At 70.5% G+C, this 16,577-nt stretch carries 16 protein-coding genes and 1 tRNA gene; 7 read left to right on the top strand and 10 right to left on the bottom strand.

Annotated elements, in window-relative coordinates; all coding sequences use genetic code 11:
- Nucleotides 1-31 precede the first annotated feature (31 nt).
- The 6 genes from ACZ7M3_RS23785 (at nucleotide 32) to ACZ7M3_RS23760 (ending at nucleotide 4,280) form a co-directional block, all read left to right on the top strand.
- On the top strand, nucleotides 32-1,015 hold the full coding sequence (locus ACZ7M3_RS23785; protein WP_067377206.1) for an ABC transporter ATP-binding protein: 984 nt from the start codon (nucleotides 32-34) through the stop codon (nucleotides 1,013-1,015).
- Nucleotides 1,005-1,910: an ABC transporter permease subunit gene (locus ACZ7M3_RS23780; protein WP_067376827.1), complete on the top strand. Its 906-nt coding sequence runs from the start codon at nucleotides 1,005-1,007 to the stop codon at nucleotides 1,908-1,910. Before ACZ7M3_RS23785 ends, ACZ7M3_RS23780 begins: the two co-directional genes overlap by 11 nt.
- Nucleotides 1,907-2,818, top strand: coding sequence for an ABC transporter ATP-binding protein (locus ACZ7M3_RS23775; RefSeq protein WP_351309062.1), 912 nt, complete (start codon nucleotides 1,907-1,909; stop codon nucleotides 2,816-2,818). The genes ACZ7M3_RS23780 and ACZ7M3_RS23775 overlap by 4 nt, the downstream gene beginning before the upstream one ends.
- A 9-nt stretch (nucleotides 2,819-2,827) precedes the next feature.
- Complete coding sequence (locus ACZ7M3_RS23770) at nucleotides 2,828-3,547, top strand: ABC transporter permease (RefSeq protein WP_452974506.1); 720 nt, start codon at nucleotides 2,828-2,830, stop codon at nucleotides 3,545-3,547.
- A 132-nt stretch (nucleotides 3,548-3,679) separates the two neighbouring features.
- On the top strand, nucleotides 3,680-3,913 hold the full coding sequence (locus tag ACZ7M3_RS23765; RefSeq protein ID WP_054236924.1) for an SGM_3592 family protein: 234 nt from the start codon (nucleotides 3,680-3,682) through the stop codon (nucleotides 3,911-3,913).
- A gap of 282 nt (nucleotides 3,914-4,195) precedes the next feature.
- Nucleotides 4,196-4,280: transfer RNA gene (locus tag ACZ7M3_RS23760), tRNA-Ser, on the top strand.
- Nucleotides 4,281-4,357: 77 nt separating this feature from the next.
- Here the strand turns inward: ACZ7M3_RS23760 and ACZ7M3_RS23755 are convergent.
- From ACZ7M3_RS23755 to ACZ7M3_RS23715, 9 genes are all read right to left on the bottom strand, one after another.
- Complete coding sequence (locus ACZ7M3_RS23755; protein WP_472065615.1) at nucleotides 4,358-5,209, bottom strand: HAD family hydrolase; 852 nt, start codon at nucleotides 5,207-5,209, stop codon at nucleotides 4,358-4,360.
- Complete coding sequence (serS, locus tag ACZ7M3_RS23750; RefSeq protein ID WP_452974499.1) at nucleotides 5,206-6,483, bottom strand: serine--tRNA ligase; 1,278 nt, start codon at nucleotides 6,481-6,483, stop codon at nucleotides 5,206-5,208. The genes ACZ7M3_RS23755 and serS overlap by 4 nt, the downstream gene beginning before the upstream one ends.
- A 638-nt stretch (nucleotides 6,484-7,121) precedes the next feature.
- Nucleotides 7,122-8,057, bottom strand: a complete 936-nt coding sequence (gene pheA / locus ACZ7M3_RS23745; protein WP_472065614.1) for a prephenate dehydratase — start codon at nucleotides 8,055-8,057, stop codon at nucleotides 7,122-7,124.
- A gap of 34 nt (nucleotides 8,058-8,091) precedes the next feature.
- Complete coding sequence (efeB, locus tag ACZ7M3_RS23740) at nucleotides 8,092-9,390, bottom strand: iron uptake transporter deferrochelatase/peroxidase subunit (RefSeq protein WP_472065613.1); 1,299 nt, start codon at nucleotides 9,388-9,390, stop codon at nucleotides 8,092-8,094.
- Nucleotides 9,391-9,398: 8 nt separating this feature from the next.
- Nucleotides 9,399-11,492 (bottom strand): copper resistance CopC/CopD family protein, encoded by a 2,094-nt coding sequence (locus tag ACZ7M3_RS23735; protein ID WP_472065612.1) that lies wholly within the window; start codon nucleotides 11,490-11,492, stop codon nucleotides 9,399-9,401.
- Between the two features lie 13 nt (nucleotides 11,493-11,505).
- On the bottom strand, nucleotides 11,506-11,997 hold the full coding sequence (locus ACZ7M3_RS23730; protein WP_472065611.1) for a copper chaperone PCu(A)C: 492 nt from the start codon (nucleotides 11,995-11,997) through the stop codon (nucleotides 11,506-11,508).
- Nucleotides 11,994-12,647 (bottom strand): SCO family protein, encoded by a 654-nt coding sequence (locus tag ACZ7M3_RS23725; protein ID WP_355311612.1) that lies wholly within the window; start codon nucleotides 12,645-12,647, stop codon nucleotides 11,994-11,996. Before ACZ7M3_RS23725 ends, ACZ7M3_RS23730 begins: the two co-directional genes overlap by 4 nt.
- A gap of 105 nt (nucleotides 12,648-12,752) precedes the next feature.
- A complete protein-coding gene (locus tag ACZ7M3_RS23720) occupies nucleotides 12,753-13,490 on the bottom strand; it encodes a YcnI family copper-binding membrane protein (RefSeq protein ID WP_472065610.1) in 738 nt (245 codons plus the stop codon).
- 183 nt (nucleotides 13,491-13,673) lie between these two features.
- On the bottom strand, nucleotides 13,674-14,495 hold the full coding sequence (locus ACZ7M3_RS23715) for a hypothetical protein (RefSeq protein ID WP_472065609.1): 822 nt from the start codon (nucleotides 14,493-14,495) through the stop codon (nucleotides 13,674-13,676).
- Nucleotides 14,496-14,729: 234 nt separating this feature from the next.
- Here ACZ7M3_RS23715 and ACZ7M3_RS23710 point away from each other — a divergent pair, with 234 nt between their 5' ends.
- Entirely contained in the window at nucleotides 14,730-15,185 is a 456-nt protein-coding gene (locus tag ACZ7M3_RS23710) for an ATP-binding protein (protein WP_388515325.1), read from the top strand.
- Here ACZ7M3_RS23710 and ACZ7M3_RS23705 read toward each other — a convergent pair.
- On the bottom strand, nucleotides 15,148-16,455 hold the full coding sequence (locus tag ACZ7M3_RS23705) for a sensor histidine kinase (protein ID WP_472065608.1): 1,308 nt from the start codon (nucleotides 16,453-16,455) through the stop codon (nucleotides 15,148-15,150). The genes ACZ7M3_RS23710 and ACZ7M3_RS23705 overlap by 38 nt on opposite strands.
- Nucleotides 16,456-16,577 lie beyond the last annotated feature (122 nt).

The following is a 16,577-nucleotide window of genomic DNA, read 5'->3' as shown; positions in this document are numbered from 1 at the left end:
GGCGTGCGCCACTACCTTCGACAACGTGACTGTGATCGCGACCGAAAGCCTGAGCAAGCGGTACCCACGGGTGACCGCTCTTGACCGGCTCTCCGTGGACGTCGGACCCGGTGTGACCGGACTCGTCGGAGCCAACGGAGCCGGCAAGTCCACACTGATCAAGATCCTGCTGGGTCTCTCCCCCGCCACCGAGGGCCGCGCCGAAGTGCTCGGACTCGATGTCGCCACCCAAGGCGGCGCCATCCGCGAGCGGGTCGGGTACATGCCCGAGCACGACTGCCTGCCCCCCGACGTCTCGGCCACCGAGTTCGTCGTCCACATGGCGCGCATGTCCGGGCTCCCGCCGGCCGCGGCCCGCGAGCGCACCGCGGACACCCTGCGCCACGTCGGACTGTACGAGGAGCGCTACCGCCCCATCGGTGGCTACTCGACGGGCATGAAGCAGCGCGTCAAGCTCGCGCAGGCCCTCGTCCACGACCCCCAGCTGGTCTTCCTCGACGAGCCGACCAACGGCCTCGACCCGGTCGGCCGCGACGAGATGCTCGGCCTGATCCGCCGTATCCACACCGAGTTCGGGATCTCGGTCCTGGTCACCTCGCACCTGCTGGGCGAGCTGGAGCGCACCTGCGACCACGTCGTGGTCGTCGACGGCGGCAAGCTGCTGCGGTCCAGCTCCACCACGGACTTCACCCAGACCACGACGACCCTCGCCATCGAGGTCACCGACACCGACGAGCACCCGGACGGCACCAGCGCGGTCCGCGAGGCGCTCCACGCGCGCGGGGTCGAGACCCACGACGGCAGCGGGCTGCCGGGCGCCGGTCACATCCTGCTGCTGACCGCCGAGGGCGAGGAGACCTACGACCTCGTCCGCGACGTCGTCGCCGACCTCGGCCTCGGCCTGATCCGGATGGAACAGCGCCGGCACCACATCGCGGAGGTCTTCCGCGAGGAACAGACGGACGGGACGGACGTGCAGGGCGTACGGAAGGAGGCAGTGGGCCATGGCAGTTGAGCAGTCCCTCACCCCCCGCGGTGAGCAGACCCGGATCCACGACATCGGCTACCGCCACTACGACGGCCCGCGCCTGGGCCGCGCCTACGCCCGCCGCTCGCTGTACTCGCAGTCCCTGCGCGGCTCCTACGGCCTGGGCCGCTCGGTCAAGTCCAAGGTGCTGCCGATGCTGCTCTTCGTGGTGATGTGCGTCCCCGCACTCATCATGGTGGCCGTCGCGGTCGCCACCAAGGCGAAGGCCCTGCCGGTCGACTACACGCGCTACGCGGTCATCATGCAGGCCGTCATCGGCCTGTACGTCGCCTCACAGGGACCGCAGTCCGTCTCGCGCGACCTGCGCTTCAAGACCGTGCCGCTGTACTTCTCACGCCCCATCGAGACCGTCGACTACGTACGCGCCAAGTACGCGGCGCTGGCCTCGGCGCTGTTCGTCCTGACGGCCGCGCCGCTGATCGTGCTCTACGTAGGGGCGCTTCTGGCGAAGCTCGACTTCGCCGACCAGACGAAGGGCTTCGGACAGGGGCTGGTCTCCGTGGCGCTGCTGTCGCTTCTCTTCGCCGGGATCGGCCTGGTCATCTCGTCGGTCACCCCGCGCCGCGGCTTCGGCATCGCGGCCGTCATCGCTGCGCTGACCATCTCCTACGGAGCCGTGTCGACCGTCCAGGCCATCGCCTTCGAACAGTCCAGCTCCTCGGCCGTGCCCTGGCTCGGCCTCTTCTCTCCCATCACGCTCATCGACGGGGTGCAGACGGCCTTCCTCGGCGCCACCTCCGCCTTCCCCGGCGGGGAGGGCCCCTCGTCCGGACAGGGAGTCGTCTACCTCGTCGTCGTCCTGGGGCTCATCGCGGGCTCCTACGGCCTCCTGATGCGCCGCTACCGAAAGGTCGGGCTGTGACCACGCTCAACATCGACCATGTCTCGCGCTGGTTCGGCAACGTGGTGGCGGTCAACGACATCACGATGACGATCGGCCCCGGCGTCACCGGCTTGCTCGGCCCGAACGGCGCCGGGAAATCCACCCTCATCAACATGATGGGCGGCTTCCTCGCCCCCTCCACCGGCACCGTCACCCTCGACGGCCGACAGGTCTGGCGCAACGAAGAGATCTACAAGCACATCGGCATCGTCCCGGAGCGCGAGGCGATGTACGACTTCCTCACGGGCCAGGAATTCGTCGTCGCCAACGCCGAGTTGCACGGCCTCGGAGCGAAGGCCGCCCAGCGGGCGCTCGCCACGGTCGAGATGGAGTACGCGCAGGACCGCAAGATCTCGACGTACTCCAAGGGCATGCGGCAGCGCGTGAAGATGGCCTCCGCGCTCGTCCACGACCCGTCCCTGCTGCTGCTCGACGAGCCCTTCAACGGCATGGACCCGCGCCAGCGCATGCAACTCATGGACCTGCTGCGCCGCATGGGCGACGAGGGCCGCACGGTGCTGTTCTCGTCCCACATCCTCGAAGAGGTCGAACAGCTCGCCGCCCACATCGAGGTGATCGTCGCGGGACGGCACGCGGCCAGCGGCGACTTCCGCCGCATCCGGCGCCTGATGACCGACCGCCCGCACCGCTACCTGGTGCGCTCCAGCGACGACCGGGCACTGGCCGCCGCGCTGATCGCCGATCCGTCGACGTCCGGCATCGAAGTGGACCTGGCCGAGGGCGCGTTGCGCATCCAGGCGGTCGACTTCGGCCGGTTCACCGCGCTGCTGCCGCGCGTCGCGCGCGAGCACGGCATCCGGCTGCTCACGGTCTCGCCGTCCGACGAGTCCCTCGAGTCCGTCTTCTCGTATCTCGTCGCGGCGTAGGAGGCCAAGATGTACGACCCCACAGTCGCCCGGCTCACCTATCGAGCCCTGCTCGGCCGCCGCCGGGCCCTCATTCTCAGTGCGCTGCCCGTCCTGCTCATCGTGATCTCCGCGGCCGTACGCAGCTTCGCCGGAGCCGACGACCAGGTGGCATCGGACCTGCTCGGCGGCTTCGCGCTCGCCACGATGGTGCCGATCATCGGCGTCATCGCCGGCACCGGCGCGATCGGCCCCGAGATCGACGACGGCTCGGTGGTGTATCTGCTGGCCAAGCCCCTGAAGCGGCCGACGATCATCTTCACCAAGCTGATCGTCGCGATCGCCGTCACCATGGCGTTCTCCGCCCTGCCGACGTTCATCGCGGGCATGATCCTGAACGGCAACGGCCAGCAGGTCGCCGTCGCCTACACCGTGGCGGCGCTGGTCGCCTCGATCGCGTACGCCGCGCTGTTCCTGCTGCTCGGGACGGTCACCCGGCACGCGGTGGTGTTCGGGCTCGTCTACGCGCTGGTCTGGGAGGCCCTGTTCGGGTCGCTGGTGTCCGGCGCGCGCACGCTCAGCGTCCAGCAGTGGGCGCTCGCCGTGGGCCACAAGGTCACCGGCGGCGACCTCGTCACCTCGGACGTGGGCCTGCCCACCGCGACGGTGCTCCTGGTCGTGGTCACCGTGCTCGCCACCTGGTACGCCGGGCAGCGGCTGCGGTCGCTGACGCTGGCCGGCGAGGAGTGAGCCGGGGGTGCCACGCGCGCGTGCCGGTTGTCGCCAAGCACGCGCGGGTGGCGCCCCCCTTTTTTCTTGACAGTGGCTTCACCTCTGTCCCGGCACACTGGGCAGAGGGACGCGCGGCTAGGAGGAACGGGGATGGCGGAACCGCAAGGTGAGGGACAGAGGGAGACCGAGGACGTCTGGGACGGCCTCGTACTTGACGAGAGCTTCATACGGTCGGCGGAGACGACCGAGCCGTCCGCCCGCGCCCGTATGCTCGCCGCCCGCTGGCGCGAAGGGGGACCCGACCCGCAGCCCTGGCGCTCCGACGAGCCGCCCGCGGGGTGGTTCTTCAGCAAGGCACGTCGGCGCAGGTGGCGCCGCCGATAACCCCCCTTGAGCCGCCGACGCCCCCTTTGAGGGGCGGCTTTATTCAGTGGCGCCCAAGTCGGCGTACGGGCACAGTAGTTATGTCCACGTCGCCGCATCGAGTCGGCGCCACGTTCTGGGAGAGGAGCGCGACGATGCCCATGAGTAGCAGTCCGTCGAGCTCCCTACAGGGCAGCCCGCGGCAGGCTCAGGAGTAGTTACCCCTCCGTGGAGCCCGCCCGCACGGGGGGCTGCCCGGGGCGGCCGCTTCGAGCGCGCGTACGCCGCGCGGGCCGCCCACCCGGAGGATTGGCCGAGAGGTAAGGCACCGGCTTGCTAAGCCGTGGTCGGGGTCAACCCCGCGCGCGTTCGATCCGCGCATCCTCCGCGAGACGTTGTCACAGGGACTCGGCAGAGTCGGGGCCCGACGGGGCAGCCGGCGCCCGCAGGCCGTGCCCTCACCCGCTAACCCAGCAACCGCTCCAGCACCACCGCGATGCCGTCCTCCTCGCTCGAGGACGTCACCTCGTCCGCGACAGCCTTGAGCTCGTCGTGGGCGTTCGCCATCGCCACGCCGCGAGCCGCCCAGGCGAACATCGGGATGTCGTTGGGCATGTCACCGAAGGCGATCGTGTCCGCGGCCTTCACACCGAGCCGACGGGCGGCGAGGGACAGCCCCGTGGCCTTGGAGAGGCCGAGGGGAAGGAGTTCCACTATCCCCGCGCCCGCCATGGTGACGCCGACCAGGCCGCCCGCGACCTTGGCGGCCACCGCGGCCAGTTCGTCGTCGGAGAGCGTGGGGTGCTGCACGTACACCTTGTTCAGAGGGGCCGACCAGAGGTCCGTCACGTCCCTGATCGGGACGACCGGGAGCGAACCGTCCTGCCTGCGGTAGCCGGGGCCGACCAGCACCTCGCCGTCGAGCCCGTCGCGGCTCGCGGCCAGCAGCAGCGGGCCGACCTCCGCCTCGATCTTGGCGAGCGCGAGCCCGGCCAGCTGCCGGTCCAGCGTCACCGAGGTGAGCAGCCGATGCTCCCCCGCGTCGTACACCTGTGCGCCCTGGCCGCACACCGCGAGGCCCGCGTAGCCGAGGTCGTCGAGGATGTGCCGGGTCCAGGGCACCGCGCGCCCGGTGACGACGATGTGCGCGGCGCCCGCCGCGGTCACCGCGGCGAGTGCCTCACGCGTGCGCTCCGAGACCGTCTCGTCGGAACGCAGCAGCGTGCCGTCGAGGTCGGTCGCGACGAGCTTGTAGGGGAACGATCCGGTCGGACCGGTGGATCCGGTCGGACCGGTCGACCCGGCGGCGGCGGTCACTTGGAGATCGGCTCCAGCACCTCACGGCCGCCCAGGTACGGACGCAGCACCTCGGGCACCCGCACGGAGCCGTCGGCCAGCTGGTGGTTCTCCAGGATCGCCACGATCGTGCGCGGGACGGCACACAGCGTGCCGTTCAGCGTGGCGAGCGGCTGGACCTTCTTGCCGTCGCGCATGCGCACGGACAGGCGGCGGGCCTGGAAGCCGTCACAGTTCGAGGCCGAGGTCAGCTCGCGGTACTTGCCCTGGGTCGGGATCCACGCCTCGCAGTCGAACTTGCGGGACGCCGAGGAACCGAGGTCGCCCGAGGCCACGTCGATGACCTGGAAGGGCAGCTCGAGGCCGGTCAGCCACTGCTTCTCCCAGTCCAGGAGCCGCTTGTGCTCGTTCTCCGCGTCCGCGGGGTCGACGTACGAGAACATCTCGACCTTGTCGAACTGGTGCACGCGGAAGATGCCGCGGGTGTCCTTGCCGTAGGTGCCGGCCTCGCGGCGGAAGCACGGCGAGAAGCCGGCGTAGCGCATCGGGAGCTGGTCGGCGTCGAGGATCTCGTCCATGTGGTACGCCGCGAGCGGGACCTCGGAGGTGCCGACCAGGTAGTAGTCGTCCTTCTCCAGGTGGTACACGTTCTCCGCGGCCTGGCCGAGGAAGCCGGTGCCCTCCATGGCGCGCGGGCGGACCAGGGCCGGGGTCAGCATCGGGGTGAAGCCGGCCTCGGTGGCCTGCGCGATCGCCGCGTTGACGAGGGCGAGCTCCAGGAGCGCGCCGACACCCGTCAGGTAGTAGAAGCGCGAGCCGGAGACCTTGGCGCCCCGCTCGACGTCGATGGCGCCGAGCGCCTCGCCGAGCTCCAGGTGGTCCTTGGGCTCGAAGCCCTCGGCACCGAAGTCGCGGATCGTGCCGTGCGTCTCCAGGACGACGAAGTCCTCCTCGCCGCCGACCGGGACGTCCGGGTGGACCAGGTTGCCGAGCTGGAGGAGCAGACGCTTGGTCTCCTCGTCCGCCTCGTGCTGTTCGGCGTCGGCGGTCTTGACGGCGGCGGCGAGCTCCCCGGCCTTCTTCAGCAGCTCGGCCTTCTCGTCGCCGGATGCCTTGGGGATCAGCTTTCCGAGCGACTTCTGCTCGGATCGGAGCTCGTCGAAGCGGACGCCGGACGACCTGCGCCGCTCGTCGGCGGAGAGGAGGGAGTCGACGAGGGCGACGTCCTCTCCACGGGCGCGCTGGGAGGCGCGAACACGGTCGGGGTCCTCACGGAGCAGGCGAAGGTCAATCACCCCTCAAGGCTACCGGTGCGCGCTTCCGGCCATCGACTCGATATTCCGCTCCGTCACTTCTGTGACGTTATGAGTGAAATGCCGTATCGATATTCCTTGATCGCCAATGATCACCCATGAGTGCCGATCCGCGTCAATAAAAGGGACGGTACTCCCTGAAACGGGGCAGACGGTAATCAGGGGGTTGACTGGATTCCCTTGTGGGGAGCGGTACTTGAGGAGGGGTTGTCCACAGGGATCCACGCTCCCGCAGAGTTATCCACAGGCTGTGCGGAAGATCTGTGGACTTCGGAGGTGATCGTTCCGAAAGCCGCATGTGGGGCGAAGAATTCCCGGGTCAAACCATCCGTACACCCACGTTCGAGTGGAAATGCTTCGCTCCAAAGGATTGATCAAGGGAAAAGAGTGGACGAGGGGTGACGTGCGGGGCTGTGGACGAACTTGGGCCCTGTAGGCCGATTTGTCGATGATGCAATGCTTCGTTGTCGACTTGTCCCCAGGTCGAGAAGCACACCTGTGGATAACGTCTGTGGATGACGAAAATCGGCAGGTAGGACTGGTGGAATGCGGAGAAGAGCAGTGGAAAAGCCCGCGCCGACGAGCCGCCGACGCGGGAACCCGAAGGGGCCTGATCCGCTCTAGAACCGTCCGTCCTGGCAGCGTGCCAGCCAGTCCGACGCCGCCGAGAACGCACTGTCCGACGTCCCGGGCCGCAGCGGCCGTACGCCCTCCAGGGCGACCCCGGCCCGCGGATAGGACCCGAGGAAGCGCACCTGGGGGCTGATGCGTTTGAGGCCCATCAGCGCCTCGCCCACACGGCGGTCGGTGATGTGGCCCTCGGCGTCCACGGAGAAGCAGTAGTTGCCGATGCCCTGGCCGGTCGGCCGTGATTCGATCCGCATCAGGTTGACGCCGCGCACGGCGAACTCCTGGAGCAGTTCGAGCAGCGCACCCGGGTGGTCGTCGCCGAGCCAGATGACCACGGACGTCTTGTCGGCGCCGGTCGGGGCCGCGGGCCGGGCCGGACGGCCGACCAGTACGAAGCGGGTCTCGGCGTTCGCCGCGTCGTGGATCTCGGTGACCAGCGGCTCGAGCCCGTAGGTCGCCGCCGCGAACTCGCCCGCGAAGGCCGCGTCGTACCGGCCCTCCTGGACCAGCCGGGCACCGTCCGCGTTCGAGGCCGCCGACTCCCACACGGTGTTCGGCAGGTGGGCGCCGAGCCAGTTGCGTACCTGCGGCTGGGCGATCGGGTGGCCGGTGACCGTCTTGATGTCCTTCAGGGCCGTGCCGGGCCTGACCAGCAGGGCGAAGGCGATCGGCAGGACGACCTCGCGGTAGATCATCAGCGGCTCGCCCTTGGCGAGCTCGTCGAGGGTGGCGGTGACACCGCCCTCGACCGAGTTCTCGATCGGGACGAGGGCGCCCGCGGCCTCGCTCGCGCGCACGGCGTCGAGCGCGGCCGGCACGGACACCATGGGTACCAGCTCCCGTGTCGCGGCTTCCGGGAGCGTACGGAGGGCGGCCTCGGTGAACGTTCCCTCGGGGCCGAGATAGGTGTAGCGCGTCGCCGACATACCCGTCACCCTAATGGGCCCCGTCCCGCACGGATCACCCTTCCAGCAGCCGTTGCCCCACGTACTCCCCCTCCGCTGCCCCGCCCGGCACCGCGAACAGCCCGCTCGCCTCGTGGCGGATGAAGGTCGACAGGGCGTCGCCGCGATCGAGCTTGCGCTGCACCGGGACGAAGCCACGCAGCGGATCCGCCTGCCAGCAGACGAAGAGCAGGCCCGCGTCGGGCACCCCGTCCGTGTCGAAGCCGTCGTGGAAGGAGAACGGGCGGCGCAGCATCGCGGCGCCGCCGTTCTGGTCGGGCCGGGTGATCCGGGCGTGCGCGTTCAGGGGGACGACCAGGTTGCCGTCGGCGTCGGTCTTGTCGAGGTTCATCGCGGTCGTCTCCGCGCCACCGGTCAGCGGCGCCCCGGTGGACTTCTTCCGCCCTACGACGTCCTCCTGGGCCTTGATCGACAGCTTCTCCCAGTCGTCCAGGAGCATCCGGATGCGGCGTACGACGGCGTAGGAGCCGTTCACCATCCAGGCCGGGTCGCCGGCGGCCGGCACGAAGATGCGCCGGTCGAAGTCGGACTCGGACGGCTTCGGATTGCGGGTGCCGTCGATCTGGCCCATCAGGTTGCGGGCCGTCATCGGCTGGGCCGTGGCGCCGGGCGAGCGGTTGAAGCCGTTCATCTGCCAGCGCACCCGGGCCGCGCTGCCCGCGTCCTTCTGGAGCGTGCGCAGGGCATGGAAGGCGACCAGGGCGTCGTCGGCGCCGATCTGCACCCACAGGTCGCCGTTGCTGCGCGTCTTGTCGAGGTGGTCGGAGGAGAAGTCGGGCAGTGGGTCGAGGGCGACCGGGCGCTGCTTCTCCAGGTCCGTCCGGGCGAAGAAGCTGTTTCCGAAGCCGAAGGTGACCGTCAGGGACGACGGTCCGGCGTCACGGGCGACGTCCGTGTCGTCCTGCGCGGCAGCCTCGCCCGCCATCAGCCGCTGGGCCGTCGTCGACCAGCGCCGCAGCAGTGCGGCGGCCTCCTTGCGGCCCGCGCCCGCGGCCAGGTCGAAGGCGACGAGGTGGCCACGGGCCTGGAGAGCGGTGGTGATGCCGGGCTGATGTTTCCCGTGAAACATCACCGTGTCCGCGCCGAGCGTGGTCAGGGGCGCGGCCTTGTCGGCGGCGGGCGCTGCCGCGTACCCGGCGGCACCTCCGGCCGCGCCCAGGGCGAGTCCGGTGGCACCGGCGGTGCCGAGGAGCCGGCGCCGGGAAAAGACCCCGCCAGAAGAGGGCTTCTGGGAAACGGCCTCTCCTGGAGGGGTCTTTTCCGTGGTGGCTTCCGGAGTGGGCTGGTCAGCCATGGTGAGGTTCAGCCGATCTTCGCGTTCTTGGAGACGGTCGTCTGGTCGATGTCGGAGGTGCGCACGGTCACCGCGATCTCCCAGTCGCCCGCCATGGGGATCTGCACCCCGATCGCCGACCAGTGGCCGGTGGCGATGCGGTCGGGGGTCACGGGCAGCGGGCCGATCTTCTTGGCCGCCAGGGTGAAGGCGACCTTCACCTCGGGGACGTCGAAGGCCTTGCCGTTCGGTCGCTCCACGAAGACGTGCATCTCATTGCCGCCGACGCGGGCCGGGTCGAGGGTGACCTCCGCGGTGCCCTTGCCGTCCTGGCCGCCCGTGTCGAACGGGAGCTTCAGGGAGAGCGGCCCGGACCGCTGCGAGGAGGACGAGGTGGCCTGCTGGGCCGCCTCCTCCGTGCGCCCCGGCTCGGTGGACGTCAGCACGGTCGTCACGGCCAGCAGGACGACGGCGACGCCGGCCTCGGCGAGCACCGAGCGGCGTAGGCCCGCCCGGGCCGGGTCGGCGTCGCGGAGGCGCTTTTGACGCGCGGTGGCCACGGCGGCCTGCTGCCGGGCGAGTTGAGCGGCGCGCCGGGAGTTTCCGGAGTTCGAGCCCGCGGAGTGCGAGCCCCCGGAGTTGGCGCCCCTGGAATCCGAGTCCGTGGAATCCGAGCCCTCAGAGCTGGAGTCCCTGGATTTCGCGGGCACCTTCGTCGGCTGCTTCGTCCGCAGTTCGGCGAGAGCCTTCGCCCCGGCCTTGGCCCCGGCCGTCGCCATGGCCTTCGTCTGCGGCGCCTCGGACAGCTGGGCCGTCCAGCGCCGCGAGATCCACGCGAGGCCGACGAGGACCGCCACCAGGCCGATCTTGATGAGCAGCAACTGCCCGTACCACGTTCCGGTCAGCGCCGACCACGAGCCGACCTGGCGCCAGGACTGGTAGATCCCGGTCGCGGCCAGCACGGTCACGCTGCCGAACGCGAGACGCGAGAAGCGCCGTACGGCCACCACGTCGATCTGTGTCTCGGCGGGCGCCCGGAACAGCGCCACGAGCAGCGTCGACAGGCCGCCCAGCCAGACGGCGACCGCCAGCAGGTGCAGCACGTCGACGGGCATCGCGAGGCCCGCCTGGATACCGGTGGAGGCGTGCTCGGCCATCGCCCAGCTCGCCGCCAGGCCCGCCGCGACGACGGCGCCGCCGATCGCGAGCCCGAAGGTGAGGTCCCTCTTCTCGGCATCGACATCGACACCGCCCTTGTCGGACCCGTCGCCTTTGCCGGACGCGTCGGTCACGTCGGCCTCGTCCCGCCGCGCGTACGCCCCGAAGAGCACCGCGATGAACAGCGCGCCCGCGGCGAGCAGCAGTAGCCGCGAGACCAGTGCCGCGCCCGACTTGGTCTGCAGCACCTGCCCGAGCAGCGTCAGGTCGAAGATGTCGCCGACCTTGCCGGAGCCGACGTAGGAACCGCGCAGGAGCAGCAGCGCGAGGGTGGCGCCGGTCAGCGCGAGCCACCCGGAGACCACGAGCCGTTGCACCGGACGGACCCCGGCGCCGCGCTGCCAGCAGGCCAGTACGAAGGCCGCGCCACCCACCAGAAGGATGAATCCGGCGTACGAGACATACCGCCCGACCCCATAGAGCGCGCCGACGACTCCGCCGCCCACGGCAGGGTCGGAGAGCGCGACGGAGGTCTGCGAGGGCGCGCCGACGGAGAAGGTGAAGGCGCCCGAGACGGGATGGCTGTCCGCCGACACCACCTGGTAGGTGACGGTGAACGTGCCGTCGGGCAGCCCCGAGTGGAGCTTCACGCCGTAGGTGGTGCCGCCCAGGTCGGTCGCCTTGCCGGTGTCGACGCGCTTGCCCTTGGGGTCGAGCACGCGCACCGAGCCGTCGGACATCGCGACCTTCTCGGAGAACGTCAGCGAGACCTGGGTGGGTGCCTGGCTGACCACCGCTCCCTGCTGGGGGTCGCTGCCGGTCAGCGCGGCGTGCGCGGAGGCGGGCGCCGCGCCGGCCAGGACCGCGCCGATCACGGCGAGGAGCAGCAACAGCAGTACCCGTACCCGAAAAGCGACCCCTCCAGTGGTGGTGGCAGCCGCACGGGGAGCGATGGCCTGTGTCACGGTGATCCCTCCCTCAGTGCCCGGTCTTGGGGTTGTACGTCGCGGACTTCACCGGCATGGAGACCTTCACCGCGCCCGCCTTGGTGAAGTGCAGCGTCACCGACACCTTCTCGCCCTCCAGAGGCTTGTGGGTCAGCTTTTCGAACATGAGGTGGTTGCCGCCGCTCGCGAAGTCGAGTGACCCGTCGGCGGGCACGGCGAACGACTTCTGCTCCTCCATCGCGCCGCCCTTGGTGGAGTGCAGCGTGACGTCGGGGGCGAGGTCGCTGGTGACGGAGGTCAGGGTGTCGGCGCCGCCGGAGTTGGTGACGGTGAAGAAGCCCGCCGCCATGGTGTCCATGACGGGGGCGGGCATGTAGGCGCCGGTGATCTTCAGTTCGGGCTTGCCCGCGTTGTTCGAGGGGGAGTCGTCGGAGCCGCAGCCCGCCAGCGCCAGCGCCAGCGCCGTGGCCGTCAGCGCCACGCGTCCCGCGAGGCGCCTCGAAGGGGCTCCGGGACGGCTCACGGATTCTCTCCCTTGATGAGCTTGGGGAGGTCCTTGGTGTAGTCGTCGACGGTGGCGTCCTCGCCGTAGATCACATAGCCCCCGTCGGTCTTCGGCGAGAACGCGATGACCTGGGTGCCGTGCACCGAGACGAGCTTGCCGTTCTTGTCCTTCGCCGTCGGCTCGATGGAGATGCCCAGGGTGCGGGCGCCCGCCTGGATGGTGGGGAAGTCGCCGGTGAGGCCGACGAAGGTGGGGTCGATCCCCTTGAGCCACTTGCCGAGCGCGGCGGGGGTGTCGCGGGCCGGGTCGGTGGTGACGAACACGACCTTGAACTTGTCCTGTTCGGCCTTGGGCAGCTGCTTCTTGGCGACGGCGAGGTTGCTCATCGTCGTCGGGCAGACGTCGGGGCAGTGGGTGTAGCCGAAGTAGATCAGCGTCGGGACGCCCTTGGTCTCGGCCCGGAAGTCGTACTTCTTGCCGTTCGTGTCGGTGAGGACGAGGTCGGGCTTCTCGAACGCCTTGTCGAGGACCGTGGCGGCCTTGCCCGTGCCGGCCTCGGCGGACACGTCGGCGACCGGCTTGTTGCTGTCGTCGCCGCTGCCACAGGCGGAAAGGGTCAGTGCGGCGGCGGCGAACAGGGCGGCCGCGGCATACGTCGTCTTGCGCATAGAAAAATGTCCCAGATGTGAGGGCTCCGGTGTGCACCGGGGTCGTACGACCTCTTTGACGAGGGCGTACGACCTACCGGTGCACAAAGAGGGGTGCGGTGGGCCTCAGGCCTCGGTGCGCCGACGGCCGGCCAGAACGCCGTACGCCACGCCCGCCGCGCCGACGACGATGCCGACGACACCGAGGACGCGCGCGGTGGTGTCACTGCTGTCCGCGGAGGAGGCGGAGGTGGACGAGGCGGGGGCCGCCGTCGAGGTGTCGGAGGCATCCTTGGCGGAACCGGAGGACCCGTGGTGGCCGTCCGCGGACGCTTCGGAGAGCGTGAGCACCGGAGCCGGGTTCTCGGGCTCCTCCTGGCCCTCCTGCTGCGGCTCGATCCAGCGCACGACCTCCTTGTTGTCGTACGTCTGGATCGCCTTGAAGACGAGCTCGTCGGTGTCCTCGGGGAGCGCGCCGACGGAGAGCGGGAACTTCTGGAAGAAGCCCGGCTCGATGCCCTTGCCGGTGGCGGTCCAGGTGACCTTGCTGACGGCCTCGGAGATCTTCTCGCCGTGCATCGTGAGCGGCTTGGCCAGCTTGGTCTTGGTGACCTTCACCGACCAGCCGTCGAGGGGCTGCGGCATGACGGAGGCGAGCGGGTGGTCGGTCGGGAAGTTCACCTCGACCTTGTTGGTCGAGGCGTCGTCGCGCTCGTTGGGGACCTTGAAGTCGACGACGGCGTAACCGCCCTTGGCGGCCTCGCCCTCCGGCTGCACGCTGACGTGCGCGAAGGCGGGGGCGGAGACGGCGAGGACGGCCGAGGCGGCGACGGCACCGGCGGCGGCGATACGGGAAGCCTTCATGGAAGAGAGCACTCCACTTTCAGTCCGATGAGAAGAGAAGGGGTGCGCGTGCGACAGGTGCGACGGGCCCCTGGGGGTGTTTTCGCGTGCGCGCGCGCGTGCCGCACGACGGCATCCCCTTCGGATCCTTCGGATCGGTCCGGACGGATCCTTCGGATCGGTCCGGCGGAGTGGCGCGTCGTGTCAGGCGGCGAGGACGAAAGCGCTGGAGTGAGGCGGTCCGCGGCGGACGACGCTGTGCTGGAGCTCGGCGGTACGAAGCTCGGGCGGCGTCAGAAGCGCGGCGCGCCGGGCGCGCGGTGTCGCGTCGGGCGCACCGGGCAGTCCGGCCCGCAGGGCGCGTACGAGCGCGAGCGCTCCGCGCAGGGATCGTACGAGCGCCCCTTCCGCGACTCCGTGCGCGGACAGCCGCATCAGCCGCAGCAGCGCCAGATCACCACGGCGCAGCACCCAGCCGGCGGCGACGGCCGCGAGGACGTGGCCGAGCAGCATCGGCAGGGACGGCCACACGGACATCGAGGACCCCGTGGCGGCCGACATCGCGTCCGAGGAGTGGGGCATGGCCATGGACGTGGACGGGGTCGTGCCCGTGTCGAGCCGTGCGTCGGCGAGGATCTTCATGGCCTGAGCCGGGCTGATCGCTGCCGCGGTCGTGCCGCACACGAGGCGTGCGGCGCGTTCCACGAGTGAGGTGTCGGCCATCGACATGGAGCCCGAGCCCGCCGTAGTGGTCCCGGCGAGCCCGAAGAGCGTGTGCAGGGCGGTCTGACCGCCCGCGAGCAGCGCGGCGATACCCGGCAGCGAACGCTCCCGTCCCGCCAGCGCGGCGGCGACGGCGAAGACCGCGAGGAATCCGGCGCCGAGCGTCCACAGCGGGACGGTGGCGCAGGAGGCGAGCCCATGACCGGCCGCGGCCAGCACGACACAGACCGCGGCGAACACCGCGGCCCGCAGAATCCGGAGCTCGTGTCCGGAGCGCGCCCTGCGCTGGTGGGGGGCAGTCATGGCGGGCTCATCATCGCACTCGACCCGCCCGCTCCCTACGGCAGGTCCGCAAGATGACGGTCCGCGAGCCCTGGTCCGGAAGATCACGATCTGGGCTGAACCACCCGCACATACACCGATCGTTGTCGCGTGCGCATCCGCCATATGGGCGGCATCACGTCATGCAGGCGATTGCGCACAGGTGGTTGCGGCAATACGTAACGGTATGTCGAGCCGCGGCCGGGAGGCTGGAGCATGAGCATCTGGTGGTCACTCCATTTGCGGCGTGAGGCTGCGAGCGTTCCGCTCGCCAGACGTCTGCTGCTCGGCACGATGGAGACGGCGGGTGTCGATCCGGACGTCTCGTACGACCTCTCCGTGGCCCTCACCGAGGCCTGCGCCAACGCCGTGGAGCACGGCGGCGACGCCGCTCTTGGTACCGCGTCCGAGGCCTATCGGGTCACCGCCTACCTCGACGGCGAGAAGTGCCGCATCGAGGTCTCCGACTCCGGCCCGGGCTTCGCCCCGGGCCGTGCGCGTCCCGCACTCCGCCCGGTCCGCGGCGACGCGGAGCACGGCCGCGGGCTCTGCCTGATCCGGGAACTCGCCGATCACGTCCAGATCGGCAACGAGCCGGGGCGGGGCGGCGCGGTGGTCAGCTTCGACAAGATCCTCAAGTGGAAGAAGGACGCGCCGCTGATGGCGGTTTAGCGTCAGGGCGGGAGCGGATCGCCAAGGCGGTCTCACGGATCGTCAAGGCGGTCTCGCCCAGCGGGAGTTCGGCCCTGACCTCGAAGCCGCCTCCGGGCCGGGGCCCGGCCCGGAGACGGCCGCCCACGGACTGCGCGCGTTCGCGCATGCCGACGAGACCGAAGCCGCCGCCCGGGACCGGAGGTGTGGGCGGGGCAGACCCGATGGTGCCTCCCTCGTCGGCGATCGTGAGGGTCAACCGGTCGTGGGAGTAGGCGAGCCGGACCCGGGCGGTCTTGGCGGTCGCGTGTTTGGTGACGTTGGTGAGCGCTTCCTGCACGATCCGGAACGCGGTGAGATCCGCCGCCGGGGTGAGCTGCCGGGGTTCCCCCTCGGTGCTGACGGCGACATCGAGACCGGCGGAACGGAAGGAGGCGGTCAGGTCGGCCAGGCGGGCGAGTCCGGGAGCGGTCGGCGGGGATGCGCCCTCGGCGTCCTCGGTGTCTTCAGTGTTCTCGGTGCCCTCGTGCCGCAACAGACCGACGGTGGCCTTGAGTTCGCGCAGCGCCGCGGAGGTGGTGGTGGCGAGGTCGGCGAGGATCTTGTGGACCTGGTCGGGCTGGCCGCGCAGAAGGTGGGCGAGGGTGCCGGCCTGGGCGTTGGCCAGGGCGAGGTGCTGGGCGGTGACGTCGTGCAGCTCGCGGGCGATGCGCAGCCGCTCCTCGGCGACCCGGCGCCTGGCCTCCTCCTCACGGGTGCGCTCGGCGTGCTCGGCGCGGGCCCGGACGGCGTCCAGGTGGGCGCGCCGGAGCCGGACCGCGCTGCCCAGAGCCGTCGGCATCAGCACCCAGGCGGCGGGGCCGACCGTCTTGAGGTCCAACGGGCGGTCGGCGGGCCCGGCGATGAGTTCCGTGGTCATCAGGAGTGCGGCGGCACCGAAGGCGTAGCTCCTGCGCAGGGCGTTGTGCTCGGTGCGGAGGGCGAACGAGTAGAGCGCCACCATGAGCGGGCCCAGCGACAGCACGGTGAGCAGCCGGCCCTGCGCGGCCGAGGTCACGGCAGCGGCGGTGGTCAGGGCCAGTGCGCTGCGCGGGTGGTCGCGGTGGAAGAGCAGGGCGGTGCAGGAGACACAGGACAGGAGCGCGGCGGTCCACCACGGGGCGGCCGGGTCGGGGGAGCCGGTGGCGACGTACAGGCTGCCGGGGAAGGAGACGGCGAACAGCAGCAGGGCCGTTGTCGTGTCCTGGGCGCGGGGACTGCTTCGTACGTGTCGCTGCCAGTTGGCGATCATCACCGGTTCCTGTCGGGGGTACGGGGCGAGGGCCGCCCGTGCTCGGCACGGGCGGCCCTCCGGTACACGGGACGGTCAGACGCGGGCCGATTCCCGTGCGGCCGGGTCGTTCTGCGCCGGGG

The organism is Streptomyces sp. NPDC111656 (genome assembly GCF_055656965.1).
The sequence above is the reverse complement of the archived record's forward strand: the minus strand, read 5'-3'. Positions and strand labels throughout refer to the sequence as shown.